The sequence below is a fragment of the Streptomyces sp. NPDC058198 genome (assembly GCF_042882605.1).
GTDB lineage: Bacteria > Actinomycetota > Actinomycetes > Streptomycetales > Streptomycetaceae > Streptomyces.
The window spans coordinates 1-24,388 of record NZ_JBHVVP010000004.1 but is presented as its reverse complement, the minus strand read 5'-3'; the positions used below and the strand labels follow the sequence as shown (position 1 = coordinate 24,388).

Below are 24,388 nucleotides of genomic sequence, written 5' to 3'. Positions count from 1 at the left end.
GGGTCCGGGGCCGGTCCCGGCTTCCGGGCGGGGTGGGGGACAACGCTCCGCCGCGGCCACCGCCTACCCTCGTGAGTGACCCCGACCCCCGAGGACCCCACCCGTGGCAGGCCGCTTCGCCCCCCGTCCGCGCTCCGCGCCGCCGTCGCACGCGGCGCCCGTGCCCGTACCCCCGCCCCGTCCCGCCCAGCCCGTGGACGGGATCCGGCGACGGTGGACGCCGACCGGTCCTTACGACCTCGGGCTCGTCCTCGGGCCGCTGCGGCGCGGACCCGGCGATCCGACCTTCCGGGCCGCCCCGGACGGCTCGGTCTGGCGGACCAGCCTGACCCCCGCCGGGCCCGGCACGCTCAGGGTCGTGGCGCGCGGCGGCGGCGTGGAGGCCGAGGCGTGGGGCGCGGGCGCGGAGTGGATGCTGGAACAACTCCCCGACCTGCTCGGCGAGTCGGACGACCCCGACGCCTTCGTCCCCCGCCACCGCCTCGTCGTCGCGGCCCAGCGCCGCCGCCCCGGGCTGCGCCTGTGCCGCACGGGACTCGTACTGGAATCCCTGATTCCGTCCATCCTCGAACAGAAGGTCACCACCGTCGAGGCGTACCGCGCCTGGCGCCTCCTGGTGCGGACGTACGGGGAGCCCGCGCCCGGCCCAGGAGCCGGCGAGCGGCTGTACGTCATGCCCGACGCCAGGACCTGGGCGATGATCCCGTCCTGGGAGTGGCACAAGGCCGGCGTCGACGCCAAGCGGTCCTCGACGATCCTGCGCGCCGTCCGGGTGGCCCGCAGGCTGGAGGAGGCCGCCGCCATGGACCCGGAACAGGCTGCCGCCCGGCTGGAGCTGATCCCCGGCATCGGCCCGTGGACCTCGGCGGAGGTCGTCCAGCGCTCGAACGGCGCCCCCGACGCCGTCACCGTCGGCGATTACCACCTTCCCGGCATCGTCGGCCACGCACTCGCGGGCGACCGGGACGCGGACGACGCGGCGATGCTGGAACTCCTCGCCCCGTACGCCGGCCAGCGCCATCGCGCGACCCGGCTGATCCTCCTCAGCGGGCACACACCGGCCCGCCGCGCACCGCGCATGGCGATCAGGAACATCGCCCAGCTGTAGGGTCCGCTCTCCGGTCGAAGGCCACCCGGCAGGCTCTCAGCGCACCTCGATGAACATCGACCCCTCCCGGGCCGGCCGGTCCTTCGGGGGGCCCGCCGCGTGGCCCACCGCCACCGCGCCCATCGGATCCCAGTCCGCCGGCAGGTCCAGCACCTCGCGGACGACCTCCCGGCAGAACATCGTCGACGAGACCCACGCGGAGCCGAGCCGCTCACCCGCAAGCGCCACCAGGAAGTTCTGGACGCCCGCGCCCATGGCGACCACGAACATCTCGCGCTCCGCGGTGTCGCGCCGGGCGTCGCCGTACGAGTGGGAGCCGTCCATCACCAGGCAGGGCACGACCAGATACGGCGCCTTGCGCAGGACGTCACCACGGCGGACGCGTCTGGCGATGGAGTCCTCCGACTTGCCGTCGCGGCGCAGGTCCGCGATCCAGGCGTCGCGCATCGCGTCCAGAAGACGCGTGCGGGACTCGGGAGACTCCAGAAGAACGAAGCGCCACGGCGTCGTGTGGTGCGGGGCCGGGGCCGTGACCGCCGCCGCGACCGCGCGGCGGACCGAGCCCGGGTCGACCGCGCCGTCGGTGAAGTCGCGGACCGTACGCCGCTGGGTGACCGCTTCCCGTACCGCCTCGGACGTGCCGAGCCGGAACATGTCGTCGGCCGCGACCCGCACCATCGCCCTGGCGCCCTCATCCGCGTCGCCGACGAGATGGGACAGGCCGGTCACCACGGCCACCGGCAGGCCCTCGGCCTTGCCCTTCACCAGGTCGCCCGCGGCGGCCAGCTCATCGGCGACGGCGACGACCGTCGCGCTCAGCGGATTGCCGTGGGCGTCCGTCCCGCCGCGCAGATCGTCCAGGACCCGCACCCCGGCGGCGCCGATCGCGACATCGGTGAGACCGTTGCGCCAGGGCCGCCCGAAGGTGTCCGTGACGATCACTCCGATGTCCACCCCGAGCGCGTCCCGCAGGCCGTCCCGTATCGCCCGCGCCGAGGCGTCCGGGTCCTCGGGCAGCAGCAGCACGGTCCCCGGCGCGGTGTTGGAGGCGTCCACGCCGGCCGCCGCCATCACCAGCCCCTGCCGGTTCTCGACGATCCGAAGGGGCCCGCGCCGCGCGACTATCCGTACGGTCTCCGCGTCGATGGCCGCCTCGCGGTCGGCCGCCTCGATGATCCGGCCCTCGGCCTTGGAGACGATCTTCGAGGTGACGAGCAGGACATCACCGTCCGACAGCTCCGGCCCGGCGGCCGCGATCAGCTTCGCGAGGTCGTCGCCGGGGCGGACCTCCGGCAGTCCCGGCAGCGCGCGGACTCGGTACGACGTCACGTCCGCACCTCCTCGGCCAGCGTCAGCGCCGCACGGGCCATCTCGGCGGTGGCATCCACGTCCGTCATCAGCAGCGGGACGGCCCGGGTGCGGATCCCCGCTCCCTCGATCTCGGCCACCGAGGCCGCGTCCACGGTGTCGACGAGCCAGCCGTCGAGCAGCCCGGAGCCGTAGTGCAGGGCGACGGCCGCGGCCGTCGACTCCACGCCGATCGCGGCGAGCACCTTGTCGGCCATTCCGCGCACCGGGGCGTCCCCGACGATGGGGGAGAGGCCGACGACCGGCACGCCCGCCTCGGCGATGGCTTCCCGGATACCGGGGACGGCCAGGATCGTGCCGATGCTGACCACCGGGTTGGACGGCGGGAAGAGGATGACGTCGCAGGAGGCGATGGCATCCAGCACTCCCGGCGCCGGCTTGGCCTGGTCGGCGCCGACCGGGACGACCGCCTGGGCGTCGACGGACGCCCGCATCTTCACCCAGTACTCCTGGAAGTGCACCGCCTTGCGCTCGCCGTCCACATCGACCGCGACATGGGTCTCGATGCGGTCGTCGGACATCGGCAGCAGCCGCACGCCCGGCTTCCAGCGGGCGCAGAGTGCCTCCGTGACGGCGCTCAGCGAGTAGCCCGCGCCGAGCATTTGCGTACGGACGATATGGGTGGCGAAGTCGCGGTCGCCGAGGCCGAACCACTCGGGCCCCACCCCGTAGGCCGCGAGCTCCGCCTTGACCTGGAAGGTCTCGTCCGTACGCCCCCAGCCCTGCTCTTCATTGATGCCACCGCCGAGGGTGTACATCACCGTGTCGAGGTCGGGGCAGACCTTCAGCCCGAACAGATGGATGTCGTCACCGGTGTTGCCGATCACCGTGACGTCCGCGTCCGGCGCGGCCTGCTTGAGGCCGCGGAGGAAGCGGGCGCCGCCGATACCGCCGGCCAGAACCACAATGCGCATGCTGTGCAGTTTGTCAGGCGGGTACGACATCCTGGGCGGCCGGGGCGCAGCGGGCGGAGTGCATCGGCATCTCGGTCAGACCCGGGTAATAGATGTGCAGGCTCACGGCCGGTTCGATCGCGTCGTTGATGACCTCGTGGACATAACCGGGCGCGAAGACGCGCTGCGCGCCCGGCGTGAGGGCGCGGCTGCCGCGCTCCGTACGCTCCGTCAGTTCACCGGCGAGCACGGTCAGTACGCCCGAGGAGCGGCCGTGGTCGTGCGACCCGGTGCCCTGGCCCGGCACCCAGGAGAGCAGCCAGACCTCGTAGCCGGGGCCGGTGCGCAGCCGGTGGTACCAGCGGCTGACGGCGTCGTACCGGACGAGCGGGGCCCACTGCGCGCGGTCGGCGGCGAGGGTACGGGCGAGCCCGGCGAACTCGGCCACGGTGGCCGGGTGCTCCCGGGCGGGCTGGAGGAGATGCTGGACCTCAAGGAGGTCGCCGGCGATCTGGAGGTCGCTGTCGCTGTTCATGGGTGCGGTGGTTCCTCGGCAGAAATGACGTGCGGGGGTGTCGCAGAGCAGGTCACAGAGCAGTTCACAGGGAACGTCGCGGAGCGGTGCGGGAACGCGGCAGGTGCCGCGGAGCGCGGGCGTGGCGACGGGAGAGCTAGCCGCAGTGGCTGGAGCCCGGGGGCATCAACAGCTGCAACAGAAACAGCTGGAACAGCAACAGCGAGCCTGGACAGCGCTGCGGAATCCACGGACGTGGGTCGCGGTGTGCGCGGGGATCGCTGGCATGTAACCAAAGGTGACGAATGCGTTCGTCGATGTCAACTCAATGCCCGATTTGGCGGTAATGTTTCACCTCATCCGGTTACTGCGATCGGAGAAAGGTTTGTGCCCCTTCAACTGCGGAGACATGGGCCAGCGACTGCGCTCGCAAACACCGTCGCACCCTCGTGACCAGACTGTGATCCGGATCGCTTCCGTGGCCGGATCCGCAACAAGGTCGGGGTTCGTGACGTCTCTCCGGGTGAGAGGGGGTGGATGCGGGCAGGCCAGTGGCATGTGTCAGGTTTTTGGTGATTTGAACACTTTCCGCATAGCCTTGGTTCCGCAGAGTGAATACCGGGACCAATAGCAGATCTCGGCTTGACTGGCCCGGAGCCACACACTTGTAATTTCACTCGTGTCGTTCGGCCGGAAATCGACAGCGGCCACATCACGGGGACGCAAAAGACAGACGAGGGGCGCACATGACCGAGCTGTTCCAGCAACTGCTGGTCGAGGACGCGGACGAGGAACTCGGCTGGCAGGAGCGCGCCTTGTGCGCCCAGACCGATCCCGAGTCCTTCTTCCCCGAGAAGGGTGGCTCCACCCGCGAGGCGAAGAAGGTCTGCCTCGCCTGTGAGGTCCGCTCCGAATGCCTTGAGTACGCCCTCGCCAACGACGAGAGATTCGGTATCTGGGGCGGGCTGTCCGAGCGTGAGCGCCGCCGGCTCAAGAAAGCCGCGATCTGACCCGTCGTCCGACGCGCTCCGGACCCGGTCCGACCGCGACCCGACCGCGCTCCGGGTGCCGCCCGACGCGCTCCGGCCGCCCTGCGGCAACCGACCCGTCGACGACCGCCGGGGCCGGCCGGACCCCCTGACGAATCGCCACAAACTCGTACGTAACGAACGGTCCGCAGTCTGCGCGTTCCCCGCAGGCGGCGGACCGTCCTGCTGCCAGCCGTTAGTGTGGGCCCCCATCCAAGACGCTCCAACGCCCCTTCGGGGCGACCCCCCGGCCGGAGGGCCCGTTACCTCAATGTCCCCCACCACCGCCGCGTTCGTTCCCGCCACCGCCCCCGAGTTTCCGCGGCACGTCGTGACCGCAGTACTCGTCTCGCACGACGGTGCGCGATGGCTGCCCGACGCCCTTGCCGGGCTGCTCGGCCAGGAACGCCCCGTACAGAACGTCATGGCAGCCGACACCGGCAGCGCCGACGACTCCGCCCGGCTGCTCACCGAGTCGCTCGGCGCCGACCGCGTCCTGCATCTCGCGCGCCGGTCCGGCTTCGGCACGGCCGTCGACGAGGCCGCCCGCTCCGCCGGGGTGCTCACCCCCGACGATCTGCCGTATCTGAAGCGGCCGAGCGGCTGGGATCCGGTGAACCGGACCTGGCGGGACGACGCGTACGACATGCCGGAACTGCCCCACGGCGAACCGGTGCAGTGGCTCTGGCTCCTCCACGACGACTGCGCGCCCGCCCCCGACGCCCTCGCCGAGCTGCTGCGCGTCGCCGACTCCGACGAGTACGCCGCCATCGTCGGCCCCAAGCTGCGCGGCTGGTACGACCGCAAGCAGCTCCTCGAAGTCGGCGTCTCCATCGCCAACAGCGGACGCCGCTGGACCGGGCTCGACCGGCGCGAACAGGACCAGGGGCAGCACGACCAGGTCCGTACCGTCCTCTCCGTCTCCAGCGCCGGCATGCTCATCCGCCGCGACGTCTGGGACGAACTGGGCGGCTTCGACCGCAGACTCCCGCTGATGCGCGACGACGTCGACCTGTGCTGGCGTGCCCACGCCGCAGGACACCGGGTGCTCATCGCCCCCGACGCCGTCCTGCGGCACGCCGAGGCGGCCGCGCGCGAGCGTCGTACGGTCGACTGCGCGGGCCGCTCCGTCGTCAACCCGCACCGCGTCGACAAGGCCGGCGCCGTCTACACCATGCTCGTCAACGCACGGGCCGCCGTCCTCCCCTACGTACTGCTCCGGCTCGTCCTCGGCACCCTGCTGCGCACCCTCGCCTATCTGGTGGGCAAGGCACCTGGCCAGGCCGTCGACGAAGTCATGGGACTCTTCGGCACCCTGTTGCGGCCGGGACAGATCATCAGCGCCCGGCGGCAGCGCGGCAAGGGAGTGGTCGAGCCGGCCGAGCTGCGCCCCCTCTTCCCGCCGCCCGGCGCGACGATCCGTGCCACGGTCGAGCAGATCGCCGGAAGCCTCGGCGGCGACTCCGACGCCGACGCGGGCGGCTCACGGCACGGCGCCGTCGAGTCGGGCCCCGGCGGTGACGACGCCGACTTCATGGAGGTCGAGCAGTTCGCCCGGCTGAAGAAGCTCGCGCACAAGCCCGGCCCCGTCCTCTTCGCGATCCTCCTGGTCGTCTCCCTCGTCGCCTGCCGCGGACTGCTCGGCGGCGGCGCGCTCGCGGGCGGCGCCCTGCTGCCCGCGCCGGCGGACGTCTCCGACCTGTGGTCCCGGTACGCGGACGGCTGGCATCCCGTCGGCACGGGCGGCACCCAGACCGCGCCCCCCTATCTCGCCGTACTCGCCGCCCTTTCCGCGCTGTTCCTCGGCTCCACCGGCTTCGCGCTGACCCTGCTGCTCGTCTGCTCGGTGCCGCTGGCCGGACTCACCGCCTACTTCGCCTCACGGCCCCTCGTCGAGTCGCGGCTGCTGCGGGCCTGGGCGAGCGTCGCGTACGCCTTCCTGCCCGCTGCCACCGGCGCGCTGGCCACCGGACGCCTCGGCACCGCCGTGCTGGCCGTCCTGCTGCCGCTGATCGCCCGCGCGGCCGTCGCCGCGTACGGGATGCGCGGCGAAGGCCGCGGCAGCTGGCGTGCCACCTGGGCATACGCCTTCCTGCTGACCTTCGCGATGGCCTTCACCCCGGTCGTATGGCCGCTCGCGCTGCTGGCCGGGCTCGGTGTCCTCGCGCTGCGCCGTGACGAGATAGCCGCGTACGGTCCGCGCGTCCTGGCCGCCGTCGGCACCCCCGTCCTGCTGCTGGCCCCCTGGTCGCTCTCGCTGCTGACCGATCCCGCCGCCTTCCTGCGGGAGGCCGGCCTGGAGTTCGGTACGGGATCGGCCTCCGCGATCGATCTGCTCGGCATGAGCCCCGGCGGCCCCAGGACCGCGGGCGGCATCCTGCTGATCGGGGTCGTCCTGGCCGCGCTGGCCGCCCTGCTGCGCGGCGAGCGGCAGTTCGCGATCCGCGCCGCCTGGGCCGTCGCCCTGGTCGCGCTGATCTTCGCCGTCCTCTCCAACAACTCCGGCTGGGCCGGACCCGCCACCCTCGTCTACGGGCTCGCGCTGATCGCGGCCGCCGTGCTCGGCGCCGACGGCGCCCGGGAGCGCGTCGCCGCCCAGAGCTTCGGCTGGCGCCAGCCCGTCGCCGCGCTCATCGCCGCCGCCGCGGCCGTCGCCCCGCTGCTCGCCGCCTTCGGCTGGATGATCAGCGGAGCTGCGGGACCGCTGGAGCGCCGCGACCCGGTCCAGGTCCCGGCGTTCGTCGCCGAGGAGAGCGTCACCCGCGACCAGCCGCGCACCCTGGTCCTCGGCGGCAGCTCCGCCGCCGAGGTCTCGTACACCCTGGTCCGCGGCTCGGGCGGCCGGCTCGGTGACGCCGAGCTGACCGAGGCGGGCGGCAGCGACCCCCGGCTCGACAAGGTCGTCGCGAATCTGGTCGCGGGATCCGGCGCCGACCAGACCGACCAGCTCAGCGGTTTCGCGGTCCGCTACGTACTCGTACGGGACGGGGCGCCGCGCGAGATGAGCCGCGTCCTCGACGCCACCCCGGGCCTGAGCCGGCTGAGCCAGCTGGACGGCAGCGCGCTGTGGCGCGTGGACCGTCAGATCTCGCGGGCCACGATCGTCGACGGCAAGGGGGAGGGCGAGTCGCTGGCCGTCGCCTCCTCACCCGTCGAGGCGCACACGGAGCTCCCGGCGGGCGCCGCGGGGCGGGTGCTGCGGATCGCGGACCGGGCCGCCGAGGGCTGGCAGGCCACCCTCGACGGGAAGGCGCTGACGAAGAAGACCGTCGACGGCTGGGCCCAGGGCTTCGAACTGCCCGCCGAGGGCGGACGGCTGGACCTCACGTACGAGAGCCCGGTCACCCACACCGCGTGGATCTGGGTGCAGGGCGCGCTCGCCGTCGTGCTGCTGGTGCTCGCCCTGCCGGGGCGCCGCCGCGAGATCGACGACGACCTGCCCGAGGAGGACGTCGAGATTCCGGCGCAGCCGGTCGAGGGAGAAGGACGCCGGGCCCGCAGGCTGCGGGCGGCGGCGGAGGCCGAGGGCCAGTACGAGACCGGCCAGTACGAGACCGGCCAGTACGAGTCCGGCCAGTACGAGCCCGAGCGGCAGGAGGCCGTACCGCCGATGCCCGCCGCGGCTCCCGCGCCGGATCCGTACGGTCAGTCCGCCGAGGGTGACCAGCAGACGGCGTACGGGGCGGTGCCCCAGCAGCAGGCGGTGCCTCCGCAGCAGGTGCCCCAGCAGCAGCCGTACGGCGACTGGGACGGCACGACGTACGCCGGCGCGGAGTACGCCCAGAACCAGTACCCGGACGGGCAGTACCAGGGCGCGCAGTACGGCGAAGGGCAGTACCAGCAGCCGTATCAGCAGTACCCGGCCGGCCAGTATCAGGAAGGCCAGTACCAGGAGGGCCAGGTGCCGTACGACCCGTCGCAGTACGACCCGTACGGCTACGGACAGCAGCCCTACGCCGACGGCACCGAGAACGAGCAGCGTCCGCGCCCCGACGGGAGCAGCAACCAGTGAACCGTACGACTCTCTCCCTCATCGCGGCCGCCACCGCCCTCGCCGCCATCACCGGGATCGCCGCGCTGACCGCGCCGGACGGCGCCGGCGCTGCGGCGGCCCAGGCTCCGGCGCGGCTGCCCGTGGAGCGCTCCAGCCTGCTCTGCCCGGCGCCGAGCGCGTCGGACATCGCGGAGACGACGTACACCTCGTTCACCCCGGCGGGTGGTAAAGGTGGCGGCGACACGACAGGTTCCGCGGAACTGAAGGAATCCACCCTCACCTTGGCCGATCCGGGCACCGCCGACGACAAGAAGGCGGACGAGAAGGTGAAGGACGAGGACGCCAAGAAGGACGACAAGGCCAAGGACGCCAAGAAGGATCCCGCGCAGGACAAGGCGTTCGTCGCCCTGAAGGAGCCGGGCAAGCCTGTCACCGCCGAGGCGAGCGGCGCCGCGGCCCCCGCCCTCGTCGGCACCGCCACCGGCCGGTTCGCCCCCGGCTGGGCCACCCAGCAGACCACCACCGTCAGCGTGGGCGGCGCGCGCGGCCTGCTCGGCACGGCCTGCACCGCGCCCGACACCAGCTTCTGGTTCCCGGGCGCCGGTACCGAGGAATCGCGGCAGGACTACGTCCATCTCACCAACCCCGACGACACGGCGGCCGTCGCCGACATCGAGCTGTACGGGAAGGACGGCGCCCTCAAGTCGGAGGTCGGCGAGGGCATTCCGGTGCCCGCCAGGTCCAGCGTCCCGGTGCTGCTCTCGACCCTGACCACCGAGGCCGCCGCCAATGTGACTGTCCACGTCACTACCCGGACCGGCCGGGTCGGCGCCGTGGTGCGCGCCGCCGACGACAAGACGGGGAGCGACTGGCTGGCCGCCGCGGCCGATCCCGCGGGCCGCGTGGTCATGCCCGGCATCCCGGCGGACGCGACCGACGTACGTCTGGTGGCGTTCGCACCCGGTGCGGACGACGCCTACCTGAAGGTGCAGCTGGCCGGCGCCGACGGCACGATCACCCCGGCCGGGCAGGAGACCCTGCACGTCAAGTCGGGGATGACCGCGGCCCTCGACCTGGCGGACGTCACCAAGGGCGAGGCGGGTTCGCTGCTGCTCAGCCCCGCCGAGGACGGGCGCGCGACCCCGGTGGTCGCGGCGCTGCGCGTGGTCCGCGGCAAGGGTGCCAAGCAGGAGATCGCGTTCATCCCGGCGACCGGGCCGATCGGGTCGCGGGCGACCGCGGCCGACAACCGCGCCAAGGGCTCGACACTCTCGCTGACCGCGCCGGGCGGGACCGCGAAGGTGAAGGTCACGGCCTCGGCGGGCAGCGAGGCGGGTGAGCCGGTGGTGAAGACGTACGTCGTCAAGGCCGGTACGACCCTGGCCGTCACGCCGCCCGTGCCGGACGGGCTGAAGGGCTCGTACGCGCTGACGATCGAGCCGGAGTCGGGTGGTCCGGTGCACGCGGCGCGCACGCTCGCCCTGCCGGAGGACGGCGTCCCGATGTTCACGGTGCAGACGCTGCCGGACGACCGGGGGACGGTGTCCGTGCCGAAGGCCAAGGAAGACCTGTCGATCCTCGGCGGCCGAGGCTAGTGCCCCTCCCGGGAATGTTTGCCCCGTCGCGACGCCCAGCACGCACGCTCGCCGCGTTGGCCAAAGACCCGAGTAGCTCCGCTACAAGGGCCTCCGGCCGCCTTGCGATCGCACGCACCGGCCGCCGCTCCTCGACGGGCAAACATTCCCGGTCGCGGCACTAGTCCATGCCCGGCCCTGACCCACTCCGGGTCAGGTCCGGGCCGGCAGGTCAGGGTCCGGTCACTCCTGTCCGTACCGCGGATCGACGGACTCGGGTGCGAGGCCGAGCAGCTCCGCGACCTGCTCGACCACGATCTCGTGCACCAGCAGCGCGCGATCGTCGCGGCTCTTGGTACGGATCTCCACGGGCCGGCGGTAGACGAGGATCCGCGCCGGGTGCTCCTTGCTCGCGGGGACCGAGCTGCCGAGCGGCACGGACTCGTCCTGTGTGCTGGGCACGTCCATGACCAGGAACTCGACCTCGGCCAGTTGTGGCCAGCGTCGCTCGAGGCGGTCCACGGAGTCCCGTACAAGATCACGGAAGGTCTCCGAGCGGCTGGCGGAGAGCGGCACCTGGGGCGGGGCGACGGGCCCACGCATCCCGCGGCCGTGGCGGTCGCGGCGGCGTGGCCGTGGCTCGGTCGGGCGGGGCGGTACAGGACTGTCCATCACTCACGCAGGGTAGCCCTCCCGGGCCCCGACGATCGTGGCCGCCGCCCCCTCGGGCGGCATGTCGCATATTGAGCATTCCGGCCAAGCTTGGGCTCGATTCCATACATCTGCGCGATCGGCGATCTCGCCTTCAATGACGGGTTTTGCCCCAAGTGGTGACCGCGTCACGGGCTGTCGCCGCCCGGTCACTTCTCCTCCCCCGCAGGTCAGGGCAGTTGCTTCCGGCCATGTCGGGCCGGATGTCGTGGCGCGACACGGTGGAGTGACCTGGTGGAGAGTCGTCGCGGCCCGCTCAAGAGTGCGGTACCGTCCAACGTCGTGAGCCCTGTACGTCGCTGTTCGCGCACCGCGTGCGGCCGCCCTGCTGTCGCGACACTGACGTACGTCTATGCCGACTCGACCGCGGTCCTCGGCCCGCTCGCCACCTACGCCGAGCCTCATTGCTACGACCTGTGTGCGGAACACAGCGAGCGGCTGACCGCTCCGCGCGGCTGGGAGGTCGTCCGTCTGACGGACGGCTCGGCTCCCGCGCGCCCGAGTGGTGATGATCTTGAAGCGCTCGCCAACGCCGTGCGGGAAGCCGCCCGGCCCCAGGAGCGCGCTGCGGAGGGCGGCAGTAAAGGGCCGCGCGGCGCGAATCCGGCCGAGGTCGGGCGCCGGGGACATCTGCGCGTGCTGCGCTCTCCCGACTCCTGAGCCGTAGCTCCTGAGCGACAAGCGCTGCTTCCTTTGGACGCGGAAACCTTTCTTCCGCCGCCGCTCTCCCTGACGGGGATTTCCGGTACGGATCCTGTGCGGGCCATTGACCTTCGCTTGGCGCGGACACGACCATTTCCTCCCACCTACTGAGAGATCAGTTTCCGTATCGCGGAATCCGGAGGACTGTCGTGTTCGTACAGCAACTGGAACCCGTCGCCGACTCGCTCGCCCTCTCCGCCCTTGTCGCCGCGCTGCCCCTGGCCACCGTGCTGATCCTGCTCGGCGCCGTCCGTATGAAAGCCCACCTTGCCGGGCTCATCGGACTCGCCGTCGCCGTGCTGGTCGGCTGGCTCACCTTCGGCATGCCCCTGGGCCAGACCCTCTCGGCCGGCGCGCAGGGCGTGCTCTTCGGCCTCTTCCCGATCATGTGGATCGTCGTCAACGCCCTCTGGGTGTACCGGATGACGGTACGCACCCATCACTTCGACATCCTGCGGCGCTCCTTCGGGCGCCTCTCGGACGATCCCCGTATCCAGGCGCTCGTCATCGCCTTCTGCTTCGGCGCGCTGCTCGAAGCGCTCGCGGGCTTCGGGGCGCCGGTCGCCATCTGCTCGGTGATGCTGGTGGCACTCGGCTTCGACCCGGTCAAGGCCGCCGTCGTCGCGCTCGTCGCCAACACCGCGCCCGTGGCCTTCGGCGCCATGGGCACGCCGGTGGTGACACTCGCACAGGTCACCGGGCTGCCCCTGGACACCGTCGCCTCGGTGGTCGGACGGCAGACGCCGCTGCTCGCACTCGTCGTACCGCTGGTGCTGGTCCTGCTCGTCGACGGCCGGCGGGGGCTCCGCGAGACCTGGGTGCCCGCGCTGGCGTGCGGAGTCGCCTTCGCCGTCGCGCAGTTCGTCGCCTCCAACTACGTCTCCGCCCAACTCGCCGACATCGGCGCGGCGCTGGCGGGAGCGGCGGCGCTGGTGGCGATCCCCTCGGCGCGCAGGCCCGCGGCGGAACCGGTGCGCGCCGCGGTACTCACCGGCGTACGGAGCGAGGACCTGGACCGGGAGGACCCGCGCCGCGAAGTGCTGCGCGCCTACGCCCCGTACGCCCTGATCGTGGTGATCTTCTCCCTCGCGCAGATCCCGCCGGTCAAGGAACTGCTCGCGAGGGCGACGCGGCTCTTCGACTGGCCGTTCCTCAACGTCGGCGACGCGGAGGGCAACCCGGTCGGCGCCAATGTCTTCTCCCTCCCGCTCGTCGCGACGGGCGGCACGCTCGTCCTGCTCGCGGGCCTGTTCACCGCCGTCGTGCTCGGCGTTCGCGCGCGCGACGCGGCCCGGGAGTGGGCGGCGACCGTGTACGAACTGCGGTACGCGATCCTCACCGTCATCTCGGTCCTCGCCCTCGCGTACGTCATGAATCTCTCCGGACAGGCGGCCACCATCGGTCACTTCGTCGCGGCGGCGGGTGCGGGACTGGCCTTCCTCTCGCCGATCCTGGGGTGGTTCGGCGTCGCGGTCACGGGCTCGGACACCTCGGCCAACGCGCTCTTCGGCGCGCTCCAGGTGACGGCGGCGCAGCAGTCCGGTCTTTCGCCGGAGCTGCTGGCCGCGGCGAACAGCTCCGGGGGAGTGCTGGGCAAGATGATCTCCCCGCAGAATCTGACGATCGCCTGCGCGGCGGTCGGGCTCGCCGGCAAGGAGGGAGACCTGCTGCGCAAGGTGCTGCCGTGGAGTCTGGGGCTTTTGCTGGTGATGTGTCTGATCGTGCTGGGACAGAGCACGATGGTGCTGGGCTGGATGCTTCCTTAACTGCGAGCGGGTACCCGTACGGGTAGTTTGAAGTGACCGCAGTGACAGAAAGCTCTGGAGGGTTGGCCGTGGCCGATTTGTCGCAGATCGTGAAGGCGTACGACGTGCGTGGGGTGTACCCCGATCAGCTGGACGACCAACTCGCGGAGCTTTTCGGCGCCGCCTTCGTCGAAGTCACCGAAGCCGAGGCGATCGTCATCGGCCATGACATGCGGCCCTCCTCGCCCGGCCTCGCGTCGAGCTTCGCCCGGGGCGCCGTCTCGCGCGGCGCGGACGCCACGATCATCGGGCTCTGCTCCACCGACCAGCTGTACTACGCGTCGGGGGACATGAACCTGCCCGGCGCGATGTTCACGGCGTCGCACAACCCGGCCCGGTACAACGGCATCAAGATGTGCCGGGCCGGCGCGGCGCCGGTGGGTCAGGACACGGGCCTGGCGGAGATCCGCGCCCTGGTCGAGGGCTGGCTCGCGGACGCCCCCCCGGCCTCGGTGACGAAGCCCGGGCACATCATGCAGCGTGACACCCTGTCCGATTACGCCGAATACCTGCTGTCCCTGGTCGACCTGTCCACGATCCGCCCGCTGAAGGTCGTCGTGGACGCGGGCAACGGCATGGGCGGGCACACGGTCCCGACCGTGTTCGAAGGACTGCCGCTCGACGTGGTGCCGATGTACTTCGAGCTGGACGGTACGTTCCCGAACCACGAGGCCAACCCCCTCGACCCGAAGAACATCGTCGACCTTCAGGCCCGCGTCCGCGCCGAAGGCGCCGATCTGGGCCTGGCCTTCGACGGCGACGCGGACCGCTGCTTCGTCGTCGACGAGCGCGGCGAGGGCGTCTCCCCGTCGGCGATCACCGCGCTGGTGGCGGCGCGCGAACTGGCCAAGCACCCGGGCAGCACGGTCATCCACAACCTGATCACATCCTGGTCGGTCCCCGAGGTCGTCAGGGAACACGGCGGCACCCCGGTCCGCACCCGCGTCGGCCACTCCTTCATCAAGCAGGAGATGGCCAATACGGGAGCGGTGTTCGGCGGCGAGCACTCCGCGCACTACTACTTCCGCGACTTCTGGAACGCGGATACGGGCATGCTCGCCGCGCTCCACGTCCTGGCGGCGCTGGGCGGCCAGGACGGCCCCCTGTCCGAGCTGGTCTCCTCGTACGACCGCTACGCGGACTCCGGGGAGATCAACTCCACGGTCGACGACCAGGCGGGCCGCATGGCCGCGGTCCGGGAGGCCTTCGCGAACCGTGACGGGGTCACGATCGACGAGCTCGACGGCTTGACGGTGACGGCGGCGGACTGGTGGTTCAACCTCCGGCCGTCCAACACGGAACCGCTGCTGCGGCTGAACGTGGAGGCGCGGGACGAGACGACGATGGGGAAGGCGCGGGACGAGGTCCTGTCCCTCATCCGCGCGTAGCGCCGTCCGGCGGGGGTTGGGGGTGCGGGCTGTTCGTTGGGGTGCGGGTGCCGGGGGTTCCGGAGGTGCGTGTCCGGACTGCATGATTTACGGCGCTGTGCGGGCCGGTTGAACGGTGCGGCTCGTCGTGCGCCACAAATCACGCTTTACGTCCGGTCACGCACCTCCTGCACCCCCGACCCCCTCCCGCCGGTGGGCCCGCGCCAAGCGGCTCGTGGGCCTTGGGGCCGGGGGGTCTGTGCGGGTGGTGGAGGGGGACGGGTAGGGGTGGTGTCCAGGACGTAGAGCGTGATTTGTGGCGCTCGACAACGTGTCACCCGGGATCCGGTCCGCACGCGCCGTAAATCATGCAGTCCAGGACACCACCCCTGCCCGGCACCCGGCGACAACCCGCACCCGAGAACCGGCCCCCGCCCAAGACAACCCGCACCCCCCGCCGGACGGCGACCCCGCACCCGGCGACAACCCGTACCCGCACCCCCGCCGGACGGCGTTACCCTGACGGGGCTCGATCCGTCTGTTTGAAGGGACACCACCCCCATGCCGCTCGAAGCCGGCCTCCTGGAGATCCTCGCCTGCCCGGCCTGCCACGCGCCGCTCAGCGACCGCACCGCCGCCGACACCCCCGAGCTGATCTGCACCAGCGAGGACTGCGGCCTGGCCTACCCGGTACGCGACGACATCCCCGTCCTCCTCGTCGACGAGGCGCGGCGCCCCGCGTAAAGGCACGGCGCCCCGCGCAAAACCGCGCGGCGCCCCGGGTAAGGAGGCCCCATGCTCGACGAGTCGCTGCTCGACGCTCCCGACGCCCTGGCCCATGCCGACCGGCTCGGGCTGCTGCGTGGGGCCGCCGAGGCAGGCGCCCGGGTGCGTACCGCGCTGCGGAACACCGCCGAGGCCGGCGTCGCCGAGCTCACCCCCGAGGGCCGCCCCCGCGCCGTACTGATCGCGGGTTCCGGCGCCGCCGCGACCGCCGTCGCCGAGCTGATCGCCGCCCTCGCCGGAGCCGCCGCGCCCGTGGTCCGGATCCGCCCCACCGGCGTCGCCCCGGCCGCCGGCGCGCTGCGCTGGGCGCTACCGGGCTGGGTCGGCCCCGTGGACCTGCTGCTGATCGCCACCACCGAGGGCAGCGAACCCGGCCTCGCGCTCCTCGCCGAGCAGGCGTACCGCCGTGGTTGCACGGTCGTCACCGTCGCCCCGCGCCGGTCCCAGCTGAGCGAGGCGGTCGACGGTACGCACGGTCTCGTCGTCCCCATGGCGACGACTCCCAACGAGCAGTACGAAGGGGAAGGGACGCTGGTGGCCGGCCCCGGCGCCCTCTGGTCCCTGCTCATCCCCCTGCTCGCGCTGCTCGACCGCGCCGGCCTGCTCACCGCGCCGACCGAGACGCTTCAGCGCGTCGCCGACCGGCTGGACCGCGCCGCCGAACGCTGCGGCCCGGCCATCGCGACGTACAGCAACCCGGCCAAGACCCTCGCCGCCGAGCTCGCCGACAGCCTCCCGCTGATCTGGACGGAGGGCACGGCCGCCGCCCCGGCCGGGCGCCGCTTCGCCGCCGTACTGGCCGAGCTCACCGGCCGGCCCGCGCTCGCCGCCGAGCTCCCCGAAGCCCTGATGGCCCACGGCGCGCTGCTCGCGGGCGACTTCGCGGGCGGCGCCGGTCCCGCCGACGACTTCTTCCGTGACCGGGTCGAGGAGCGCCAGGCCCTGCGCGCCCGGATCGTGCTGCTCAGGAACCGGCCCGCCGGCGGACTGACCGCGGCCCCCGCCGCCCGGGAGCTCGCGGGCGGGCATGACGTGGCCATCAGCGAGCTGGAGCCCGAAGAGGGCAGCGAACTCGAAGCCCTCGCCGAACTGATCGCCGTCACCGACTTCGCCACCCTCTACCTGGCCCTCGCCGGGGGCGCCCCCGTATGAGCTGAACCCGCCCCGGCACCACACGTCCACCGCCGCAACACCCGTGGTGCGGCCGCACGTCACCCGCACGTCACCACGTACCAGAAGGCTCACCCCATGGACCGCCTCGCCAATACCGTGCGCCCCTACGCCTGGGGATCCACGACTCTCATCCCGGAACTGCTCGGCACCGCCCCCACGGGCGAACCCCAGGCCGAGATGTGGATGGGCGCCCACCCGGGGGCGCCGTCCCGCCTCGACCGCGGCGCCGGCGAGCAGGCACTCTCCGCCGCCATCGACGCCGCCCCCGAGGCGGAACTCGGCGCGGCGGCGGTCCGGAAGTTCGGCCCCCGCCTGCCGTTCCTCCTCAAGCTCCTCGCCGCGGGATCCCCGCTCTCCCTCCAGGTCCACCCGAACCTCGCCCAGGCGAAGGAGGGTTACGCCGACGAGGAGCACCGGGCCGTCCCGATCGACGCCCCGCACCGGAACTACAAGGACGCCAACCACAAGCCCGAACTGATCTGCGCGCTCACGCCCTTCGACGGCCTGTGCGGCTTCCGCGCCCCGGACGCGGCCGCCGAGTTCCTGGCGCGGCTGGACGTCGACTCGCTCAAGCCGTACGTCGACCTCCTCCACGCCCACCCCGAAGAGGCCGCGCTGCGCGAGGTCCTGACCGCCGTCCTCGCCGCGGACCCGGCCGAGATGGCCGCCACCGTCACCGAGGCCGCCGCAGCCGCGGAGCGACTCGGCGGCGACTACACGCCGTACGTGTCGATCGCGCACCACTACCCCGGCGATCCCGGCGTCATCGCCGCCATGCTGCTCAACTACGTGCAACTGCAGCCCGGCGAGGCGCTCTTCCTCGGCGCCGGCGTCCCGCACGCCTATCTCAACGGCCTCGGCGTCGAGATCATGGCCAACTCGGACAACGTCCTGCGCTGCGGCCTCACGCCCAAGCATGTCGACGTCCCCGAACTGCTCCGTGTCGTGCGCTTCGAAGCGACCGAGCCGGGTGTCCTGCGCCCGGAGGCGTCCCCCTCGGGCGAGGAGCTCTACGACACCCCTGTCGATGAATTCCGTCTGTCCCGCTACTCCCTGGCCGCAGGTGGGGCGCCGCGCGACCTCACGGCCCCCGTGCCGCAGATCCTGCTCTGCACGGCCGGCACGCCCTACGCGAACGACTTCGCGCTGACCCCCGGCACCTCCGTCTTCGTCCCGGCGGGAGAGAAGGCCGAACTGTCCGGTACAGGCACCGTTTTCCGGGCAACAGTGAAGGCCTGAGCAACCGGCCACGCACACGGCTGCAACAATGTGCCGCCGTACCGCGGCGCCAGGGCCGCAGTACCGATGAAGGGACACAACGCACCCATGAGCGCGTCAGGCGGAACCAAGGCGATCGTGGCGGCGCTCGGCGCCAACCTCGCGATCGCAGTAGCCAAGTTCGTGGCGTTCCTCTTCAGTGGTTCGTCCTCGATGCTCGCGGAGAGCGTGCACTCCCTCGCCGACTCGGGGAACCAGGGGCTGCTGCTCCTCGGCGGCAAGAAGGCGAAGCGCGAGGCGACCCCGGAGCACCCCTTCGGCTACGGCCGCGAGCGCTATATCTACGCCTTCCTCGTCTCCATCGTGCTCTTCTCGGTCGGTGGCATGTTCGCCATCTACGAGGGCTACGAGAAGATCAAGCACCCGCACGCGATCGAGGCCTGGTACTGGCCGGTCGGGGTGCTCGTCTTCGCGATCATCGCGGAGTCGATCTCGTTCCGTACGGCCATCAAGGAATCCAACCTCACCCGTGGCACCCGCTCCTGGACGGAGTTCATCCGCCGCTCCAAGGCCCCCGAGCTCCCCGTTGTACTCCTGGAGGACCTCGGCGCGCTGGTCGGTCTGGTGCTCGCCCTCTGTGGCGTGAGCGTGTCCCTGGCCACCGGTGACGGCGTGTGGGACGGCATCGGCACCCTCTGCATCGGCATCCTCCTCATCCTGATCGCGCTGGTTCTGGCGGCCGAGACGAAGTCCCTGCTCCTGGGTGAGTCCGCAGGCGTGGAGGACGTGCAGAAGATCAAGGCGGCGCTCGTCGACGGCGACGTGGTCACCGGCATCATCCACATGCGTACGCTCCACCTCGGCCCCGAGGAGCTGCTGGTCGCGGCCAAGATCGCGGTGCGGCACGACGACACGGCCACCGAAGTCGCCCACGCGATCAACGCGGCGGAGGCACGGATCCGCGAGGCGGTCCCGATCGCCCGGGTGATCTACCTGGAGCCGGACATCTACAGCGAGTCGGCGGCCGCGTCCGGCACCAACCCCGCCAAGAGCCCCGGCGGCGAGACTCCGGACGCCGACCACTGAAGCGGCGCTGAGGCCTCTCTTTCCATGGATCCCTTTTCTCGATCGACTGTGGGCCGCTGGGTCGATCGGTGTAGATTCGTGCCCAGAGCCAGACGTCGCTGCTGATGGCGGTCGGGCGGTCCGCCCGCGCGGACCGTCCGAGGGAGAGAGGGCCTCCGACGGACTGCGCCGCGAGCGCCCGGGCATTCGTATGCCCGCCGCCGCAGAGCCAGCCGTACGTACCCACCCTCGACCCCCTTTACGAGGAGCAGCTCGATATGACGACTGTCGCCAACCGACAGGACTTCAAGGTCGCCGACCTCTCGCTCGCCGAGTTCGGCCGCAAGGAGATCAATCTCGCCGAGCACGAGATGCCCGGTCTGATGTCGATCCGCAAGGAGTACGCGGCGTCGCAGCCGCTCGCCGGTGCCCGGGTCACCGGCTCCCTGCACATGACGGTGCAGACCGCCGTCCTCATCGAGACCCTGACCGCTCTCGGTGCCGACGTCCGCTGGGCGTCCTGCAACATCTTCTCCACCCAGGACCACGCCGCCGCCGCCATCGCGGTCGGCCCCAACGGCACCCCGGACGACCCCCAGGGCGTCCCGGTCTTCGCCTGGAAGGGCGAGACGCTCGAGGAGTACTGGTGGTGCACGGAGCAGGCTCTGACCTGGCCGAACACGCCCACCGGCGGCCCGAACATGATCCTGGACGACGGCGGTGACGCCACCCTCCTGGTCCACAAGGGCGTCGAGTTCGAGAAGGCCGGCAAGGCCCCCGACCCGGCCACCGCGGACAGCGAGGAGTACGCCTACATCCTCCAGCTCCTGAACCGCACCCTCTCCGAGAACCCGCAGAAGTGGACCCGCCTGGCGTCCGAGATCCGCGGCGTCACCGAAGAGACCACCACCGGTGTCCACCGTCTGTACGAGATGCACCGCGACGGCACCCTGCTGTTCCCGGCGATCAACGTCAACGACGCGGTCACCAAGTCCAAGTTCGACAACAAGTACGGCTGCCGCCACTCCCTGATCGACGGCATCAACCGCGCCACCGACGTCCTGATCGGCGGCAAGGTCGCGGTCGTCTTCGGCTACGGCGACGTCGGCAAGGGCTGTGCGGAGTCCCTGCGCGGCCAGGGCGCCCGCGTGATCATCACCGAGATCGACCCGATCTGCGCCCTCCAGGCGGCGATGGACGGCTACCAGGTCGCCACGCTCGACGACGTCGTCAGCATCGCTGACATCTTCGTCACCACGACCGGCAACAAGGACATCATCATGGCCGCGGACATGGCCAAGATGAAGCACCAGGCGATCGTCGGCAACATCGGTCACTTCGACAACGAGATCGACATGGCCGGCCTGGCCAAGATCGACGGCATCGTCAAGGACGAGGTCAAGCCGCAGGTCCACACCTGGACCTTCCCCGACGGGAAGACGCTCATCGTCCTCTCCGAGGGCCGCCTGCTGAACCTGGGCAACGCGACCGGCCACCCGTCCTTCGTGATGTCCAACTCGTTCGCGGACCAGACCCTGGCCCAGATCGAGCTCTTCACCAAGCCGGAGGAGTACCCGACGGAGGTCTACGTGCTCCCCAAGCACCTGGACGAGAAGGTGGCCCGTCTCCACCTCGACGCGCTCGGTGTGAGGCTCACGACGCTCCGCCCGGAGCAGGCCGCCTACATCGGTGTCGACGTCGCGGGCCCGTACAAGCCCGACCACTACCGCTACTGATCCACTCTCGGCCCACTGACGGGCTGACGGGCCACTGACGCGCCCCCAGTGACAGGTACCCGCGGTACCGGACAGGCCCCCGCACCCCCGTGTCGGGGGCCTGTCCCGTGTCAGTCGCCGAGCGCTCGCAAGACCAGAAGGACCCCATGCCCCGCGGCCGTTATTCGCTGCACGATCCGCACGACCACACCCCTCTCGGTGACGAACACTTCCACTGCGCGCCAGGTCCCTCCGGCTGGCGCTACGTCTCCCAGATCACCACTCCCTCCGGCGACCACGCCGGCTCCGTCGATCTGGCCCTCGACGAACTCGGCCGGCCCATCCGTCTCGAGCTGAACGCCGCGAGCTGGCAGGTCCGGGGCGCCGCCCTCGACGGCGTCACCTGGGTCCGTACCGACCCCACCGGCACCCACGCCACCGAAGGCAACGTCCGCGCCCATGCCTTCACCGGCACATCCCCCGCGTTCCTCGTGGCAACAGCCCGGCTTCTGCGCCTCACCCCCGATTCCCCCGCCACTCGTGTCCGCCTCGTCGCCTTCACGGACCCAGTGCTCGCCCCCCGCACCCTCGACCAGTCCTGGGCCCTGGTGAACAGTGAAGCGCACCCCACTGACAACGGACCTCTGACCGTGGACGAGTACCAGGTCAGCGCCCTGGACACCGGTGAACAACATGCGATTCACCTCGCCGGCGACGTCGTGCTGTCCGCCCCCGGCATCGAACTCGAAGACCTCGAAACCCCGCCCTCGACCCTGACCTGACGACGACCACGCCTACGCCGGCGGGGCGAACCCCGTGCCCGACGGCGACCCGGCGCCCGGCGTCTGCTCCGCCGACCCGACAGCCGGTCCGGCCGCGGGCGCAGGGGGAGTTGAGGCGGGGATGGGAGGGGGAGTGGGAGTGGGGACGGGGCCCGGGGCCGCGGAGGCGCCGAAGGCCCGTCGCGCATCCCTCGCCTGCCGCTCGTTCACCACGGCAGCCAAGTACGCGGCGGCAGGCACCCCCTGCGGCGCCGGCGCTCCCGTACGCATAGCCAGATCGCCCGCGAGCCGCTCCGCCATCGACCAGCTCACGCCCGTGTCGAGCTGCCCCATCCGCGTCAGGTACTGGCGTATCGCGAGCCACAGCTCGTCCGGCACGGCGGAAAGATCCAGCTCCGCGAATCGCCCGACGAGCCAGGGCGGAGGCGGCGGGACCGTCGCCATGCGGGTGGCAGGAACCCTCTCCCGTACGACCAGAGTCCCCGCGAAGACATCCCCGATCCGCCGCCCCCGCGCCGACACCAGCGACGCGACACAGGCGACGACCCCGAAGCTCATCAGGATCTCCACCACCCCCATCGCCCCGCGCACGAGCGCGTGCCGGAACCGGATGGGCCCGCCGTCGTCCCGTACGACCCGCAGACCACAGGCCAGCTTCCCCAGCGAACGGCCATGGCTGAGGGTCTCCACCGCGATCGGACCACCCACCAGCACCAGCAGGAACGTCGCGACGGACAGCGCCATGACCGCCGCATCGTCCAGTGAGCTCGTCGCCAGGACGATCCCGAGCGACACCAGAAGGTAGGCGGCCCAGGCCGCCACAAGGTCGATCGCCATGGCCAGCGCCCGGCTCGGCAGCTTCGCCGGGCGCAGCCCCAGTACGACCGCATCGCCCGTCACAAGCTCATTCACCGGTGCCCACCCTTCGCCGACCTTCCCTGCCCCTGGAAAGCTCAGTCTGCCAAGCTGGCCCGCAGCGCGCCGCAGTAGTACGGACCGTACGGACCCAGTGCCTGGAGCAGCAGCCGACCATGGATCTCGATGTCTTCGTGACAGCCCACCGCGCCGAGTGGGACCGCCTGGATCATCTCCTGCGCCGCGGGCGCCGCCTCAGCGGCACCGAGGCGGACGAACTTGTTGCCCTGTATCAGCGCACGGCCACTCATCTCTCCCTGATCCAGTCCAGCGCTCCCGACCCCCTGGTCACCACGCGCCTCACCCAGCTCGTGGCCCGCGCCCGTGCCACGGTCACCGGCACCCGCCGCGCCACCTGGCGCGACGCCGCACGCTTTCTGACGGCGGGCTTTCCCGCGGCCGTCTACCGGTCCCGGCGCTGGTGGATACCGACCGCGCTCCTTTCCACGCTCCTCGCCGTGGTCATCGGCTGGTGGATCGGAGTACATCCCGAGGTCCAGTCCGCGATAGCGGCCCCCGACGAGCTGCGCCAGATGACCCGGCCCGGTGGCGAGTACGAGACGTATTACTCGAGCCACCCGGCAGCGTCCTTCGCGGCCCAGGTCTGGACGAACAACGCCCAGGCCGCCGCCATGTGCCTCGTCCTGGGCGCTTTCCTCTGTCTCCCGGTGATCTGGATCCTCTTCGTCAACGTGCTCAACCTGGGTGTCGGCATCGGGCTGATGTCGTCCGCCGGCCGCCTCGACACCTTCCTGGGCCTGATCCTTCCGCACGGTCTGCTCGAACTGACCGCGGTGTTCGTCGCCGCCGGTACCGGCCTCAAGCTCGGCTGGACGGTCATCGACCCGGGTCCGTACAGCCGTCGTACCGCCCTCGCCCAGCAGGGGCGGGCCGCGCTCGGCATGGCCCTGGGCCTGGCGTTGGTCCTCTTTGTGTCAGGTGTGATCGAAGGCTTCGTGACCCCGTCCGGCCTGCCCACGTGGGCGCGCATCGCCATCGGCGTCGTCGCTGAAGTGGTCTTCCTGGCATACGTCTACATCCTCGGCGGCCGAGCGGTGCGGACCGGCGAGACAGGGGATGTGGAGGAAGCGGACCGGAGCGCCGAACTTCCCACCGCCGCCTGATGTGCGTAGCGCGTCTCTGACCTGTTAGTCTCCTCTTCGCCCCACAAAGACCGTTGACACGGCCAGCGTGGGGAGGTAGATTTGAACGGTTGCCTCGAAGCTGGACAAGCTCCGAGTGCGGTGGTAAATATCTACGCGGCTCCCGACGGAAATCGAGTTTCTGTGGAGCCCCTTCGATTCGACACTCAGATGGACGAAGGCCGATGTGAATCGGCACGAATGTTTCTGATAATGTCGCGTCCGTCGAAAGACAAAAGGCCAATCCAAAGGCCACCAGAATTCTTGAGGCAGAACAGCCAAATGAATCTGGTAGAGTCGGAATCGCCGGAAAGGGAAACGCGAAAGCGAAGAACTGGAAGGCAACAACCCCGCTCCGACGGGGAATCGGACACGAAAGAGTCTGATAGAGTCGGAAACGCAAGACCGAAGGGAAGCCCGGAGGAAAGCCCGAGAGGGTGAGTACAAAGGAAGCGTCCGTTCCTTGAGAACTCAACAGCGTGCCAAAAGTCAACGCCAGATATGTTGATACCCCGACCTACCGCAAGG

Annotated in this window: 19 protein-coding genes; 14 read left to right on the top strand and 5 right to left on the bottom strand. The window is 71.2% G+C overall.

Annotated features, from left to right (window positions below; all coding sequences use genetic code 11):
* Window positions 1–103 precede the first annotated feature (103 nt).
* A complete protein-coding gene (locus ACFVWW_RS16205; RefSeq protein ID WP_386879414.1) occupies window positions 104–1,108 on the top strand; it encodes a DNA-3-methyladenine glycosylase family protein in 1,005 nt (334 codons plus the stop codon).
* 36 nt (window positions 1,109–1,144) lie between these two features.
* Here ACFVWW_RS16205 and ACFVWW_RS16200 read toward each other — a convergent pair whose 3' ends face one another.
* The 3 genes from ACFVWW_RS16200 to ACFVWW_RS16190 are packed head-to-tail and all read right to left on the bottom strand — an operon-like array spanning window position 1,145 to window position 3,904.
* Complete coding sequence (locus tag ACFVWW_RS16200; RefSeq protein ID WP_386879413.1) at window positions 1,145–2,437, bottom strand: coenzyme F420-0:L-glutamate ligase; 1,293 nt, start codon at window positions 2,435–2,437, stop codon at window positions 1,145–1,147.
* Entirely contained in the window at window positions 2,434–3,390 is a 957-nt protein-coding gene (gene cofD / locus ACFVWW_RS16195) for a 2-phospho-L-lactate transferase (RefSeq protein ID WP_384191984.1), read from the bottom strand. The genes ACFVWW_RS16200 and cofD overlap by 4 nt, the downstream gene beginning before the upstream one ends.
* Before the next feature lie 13 nt (window positions 3,391–3,403).
* A complete protein-coding gene (locus tag ACFVWW_RS16190) occupies window positions 3,404–3,904 on the bottom strand; it encodes a cysteine dioxygenase (protein WP_384191981.1) in 501 nt (166 codons plus the stop codon).
* Window positions 3,905–4,629: 725 nt separating this feature from the next.
* Between ACFVWW_RS16190 and ACFVWW_RS16185 the strand changes: the two genes are divergently transcribed.
* The 3 genes from ACFVWW_RS16185 to ACFVWW_RS16175 all read left to right on the top strand — a co-directional run bounded on the left by ACFVWW_RS16185 (window position 4,630) and on the right by ACFVWW_RS16175 (window position 10,500).
* Window positions 4,630–4,893 (top strand): WhiB family transcriptional regulator, encoded by a 264-nt coding sequence (locus ACFVWW_RS16185; RefSeq protein ID WP_014046372.1) that lies wholly within the window; start codon window positions 4,630–4,632, stop codon window positions 4,891–4,893.
* 289 nt (window positions 4,894–5,182) lie between these two features.
* Window positions 5,183–8,923: a glycosyltransferase family 2 protein gene (locus ACFVWW_RS16180; RefSeq protein WP_386879412.1), complete on the top strand. Its 3,741-nt coding sequence runs from the start codon at window positions 5,183–5,185 to the stop codon at window positions 8,921–8,923.
* Window positions 8,920–10,500 carry a DUF5719 family protein gene (locus ACFVWW_RS16175; RefSeq protein ID WP_386879411.1) on the top strand — a complete coding sequence of 527 codons (1,581 nt, stop codon included), beginning with the start codon at window positions 8,920–8,922 and terminating at the stop codon, window positions 10,498–10,500. Before ACFVWW_RS16180 ends, ACFVWW_RS16175 begins: the two co-directional genes overlap by 4 nt.
* Window positions 10,501–10,722: 222 nt before the next feature.
* Here ACFVWW_RS16175 and ACFVWW_RS16170 read toward each other — a convergent pair whose 3' ends face one another.
* Window positions 10,723–11,151, bottom strand: coding sequence for a metallopeptidase family protein (locus tag ACFVWW_RS16170; protein WP_386879410.1), 429 nt, complete (start codon window positions 11,149–11,151; stop codon window positions 10,723–10,725).
* A 273-nt stretch (window positions 11,152–11,424) separates the two neighbouring features.
* Between ACFVWW_RS16170 and ACFVWW_RS16165 the strand changes: the two genes are divergently transcribed.
* From ACFVWW_RS16165 to ACFVWW_RS16125, 9 genes are all read left to right on the top strand, one after another.
* A complete protein-coding gene (locus ACFVWW_RS16165) occupies window positions 11,425–11,850 on the top strand; it encodes a DUF3499 domain-containing protein (RefSeq protein WP_384191969.1) in 426 nt (141 codons plus the stop codon).
* Between the two features lie 191 nt (window positions 11,851–12,041).
* Window positions 12,042–13,658 (top strand): L-lactate permease, encoded by a 1,617-nt coding sequence (locus ACFVWW_RS16160; RefSeq protein ID WP_384191967.1) that lies wholly within the window; start codon window positions 12,042–12,044, stop codon window positions 13,656–13,658.
* Between the two features lie 68 nt (window positions 13,659–13,726).
* Complete coding sequence (locus ACFVWW_RS16155; protein WP_386879409.1) at window positions 13,727–15,085, top strand: phosphomannomutase/phosphoglucomutase; 1,359 nt, start codon at window positions 13,727–13,729, stop codon at window positions 15,083–15,085.
* A 540-nt stretch (window positions 15,086–15,625) separates the two neighbouring features.
* Window positions 15,626–15,808: a Trm112 family protein gene (locus ACFVWW_RS16150; protein WP_384191961.1), complete on the top strand. Its 183-nt coding sequence runs from the start codon at window positions 15,626–15,628 to the stop codon at window positions 15,806–15,808.
* Between the two features lie 51 nt (window positions 15,809–15,859).
* The gene (locus ACFVWW_RS16145) at window positions 15,860–17,002 is read left to right on the top strand and encodes an SIS domain-containing protein (RefSeq protein ID WP_386879408.1); all 1,143 of its coding nucleotides are present in this window, start codon (window positions 15,860–15,862) and stop codon (window positions 17,000–17,002) included.
* 96 nt (window positions 17,003–17,098) lie between these two features.
* Window positions 17,099–18,262: a mannose-6-phosphate isomerase, class I gene (gene manA / locus ACFVWW_RS16140; RefSeq protein ID WP_386879407.1), complete on the top strand. Its 1,164-nt coding sequence runs from the start codon at window positions 17,099–17,101 to the stop codon at window positions 18,260–18,262.
* Window positions 18,263–18,349: 87 nt separating this feature from the next.
* Window positions 18,350–19,327: a cation diffusion facilitator family transporter gene (locus ACFVWW_RS16135; protein WP_384191952.1), complete on the top strand. Its 978-nt coding sequence runs from the start codon at window positions 18,350–18,352 to the stop codon at window positions 19,325–19,327.
* Between the two features lie 257 nt (window positions 19,328–19,584).
* Entirely contained in the window at window positions 19,585–21,042 is a 1,458-nt protein-coding gene (gene ahcY, locus ACFVWW_RS16130; protein ID WP_384191949.1) for an adenosylhomocysteinase, read from the top strand.
* A gap of 146 nt (window positions 21,043–21,188) precedes the next feature.
* Window positions 21,189–21,803, top strand: coding sequence for a hypothetical protein (locus tag ACFVWW_RS16125; protein WP_386879406.1), 615 nt, complete (start codon window positions 21,189–21,191; stop codon window positions 21,801–21,803).
* A 12-nt stretch (window positions 21,804–21,815) separates the two neighbouring features.
* Here the strand turns inward: ACFVWW_RS16125 and ACFVWW_RS16120 are convergent, their stop codons facing one another.
* Window positions 21,816–22,715, bottom strand: coding sequence for an RDD family protein (locus ACFVWW_RS16120; protein WP_386879405.1), 900 nt, complete (start codon window positions 22,713–22,715; stop codon window positions 21,816–21,818).
* 119 nt (window positions 22,716–22,834) lie between these two features.
* Here ACFVWW_RS16120 and ACFVWW_RS16115 point away from each other — a divergent pair, with 119 nt between their 5' ends.
* Window positions 22,835–23,842, top strand: a complete 1,008-nt coding sequence (locus tag ACFVWW_RS16115) for a stage II sporulation protein M (RefSeq protein WP_384191943.1) — start codon at window positions 22,835–22,837, stop codon at window positions 23,840–23,842.
* The last annotated feature ends 546 nt before the right edge of the window (window positions 23,843–24,388 follow it).

Coding starts and splice junctions, on each gene's coding strand:
- cofD (WP_384191984.1), bottom strand. CDS start 3,390: ATGCGCATTGTGGTTCTGGCCGGCGGTATCGGCGGCGCCCGCTTCCTC.
- ACFVWW_RS16190 (WP_384191981.1), bottom strand. CDS start 3,904: ATGAACAGCGACAGCGACCTCCAGATCGCCGGCGACCTCCTTGAGGTC.
- ACFVWW_RS16185 (WP_014046372.1), top strand. CDS start 4,630: ATGACCGAGCTGTTCCAGCAACTGCTGGTCGAGGACGCGGACGAGGAA.
- ACFVWW_RS16180 (WP_386879412.1), top strand. CDS start 5,183: ATGTCCCCCACCACCGCCGCGTTCGTTCCCGCCACCGCCCCCGAGTTT.
- ACFVWW_RS16170 (WP_386879410.1), bottom strand. CDS start 11,151: ATGGACAGTCCTGTACCGCCCCGCCCGACCGAGCCACGGCCACGCCGC.
- ACFVWW_RS16150 (WP_384191961.1), top strand. CDS start 15,626: ATGCCGCTCGAAGCCGGCCTCCTGGAGATCCTCGCCTGCCCGGCCTGC.
- ACFVWW_RS16145 (WP_386879408.1), top strand. CDS start 15,860: ATGCTCGACGAGTCGCTGCTCGACGCTCCCGACGCCCTGGCCCATGCC.
- manA (WP_386879407.1), top strand. CDS start 17,099: ATGGACCGCCTCGCCAATACCGTGCGCCCCTACGCCTGGGGATCCACG.
- ACFVWW_RS16135 (WP_384191952.1), top strand. CDS start 18,350: ATGAGCGCGTCAGGCGGAACCAAGGCGATCGTGGCGGCGCTCGGCGCC.
- ahcY (WP_384191949.1), top strand. CDS start 19,585: ATGACGACTGTCGCCAACCGACAGGACTTCAAGGTCGCCGACCTCTCG.
- ACFVWW_RS16125 (WP_386879406.1), top strand. CDS start 21,189: ATGCCCCGCGGCCGTTATTCGCTGCACGATCCGCACGACCACACCCCT.
- ACFVWW_RS16115 (WP_384191943.1), top strand. CDS start 22,835: ATGGATCTCGATGTCTTCGTGACAGCCCACCGCGCCGAGTGGGACCGC.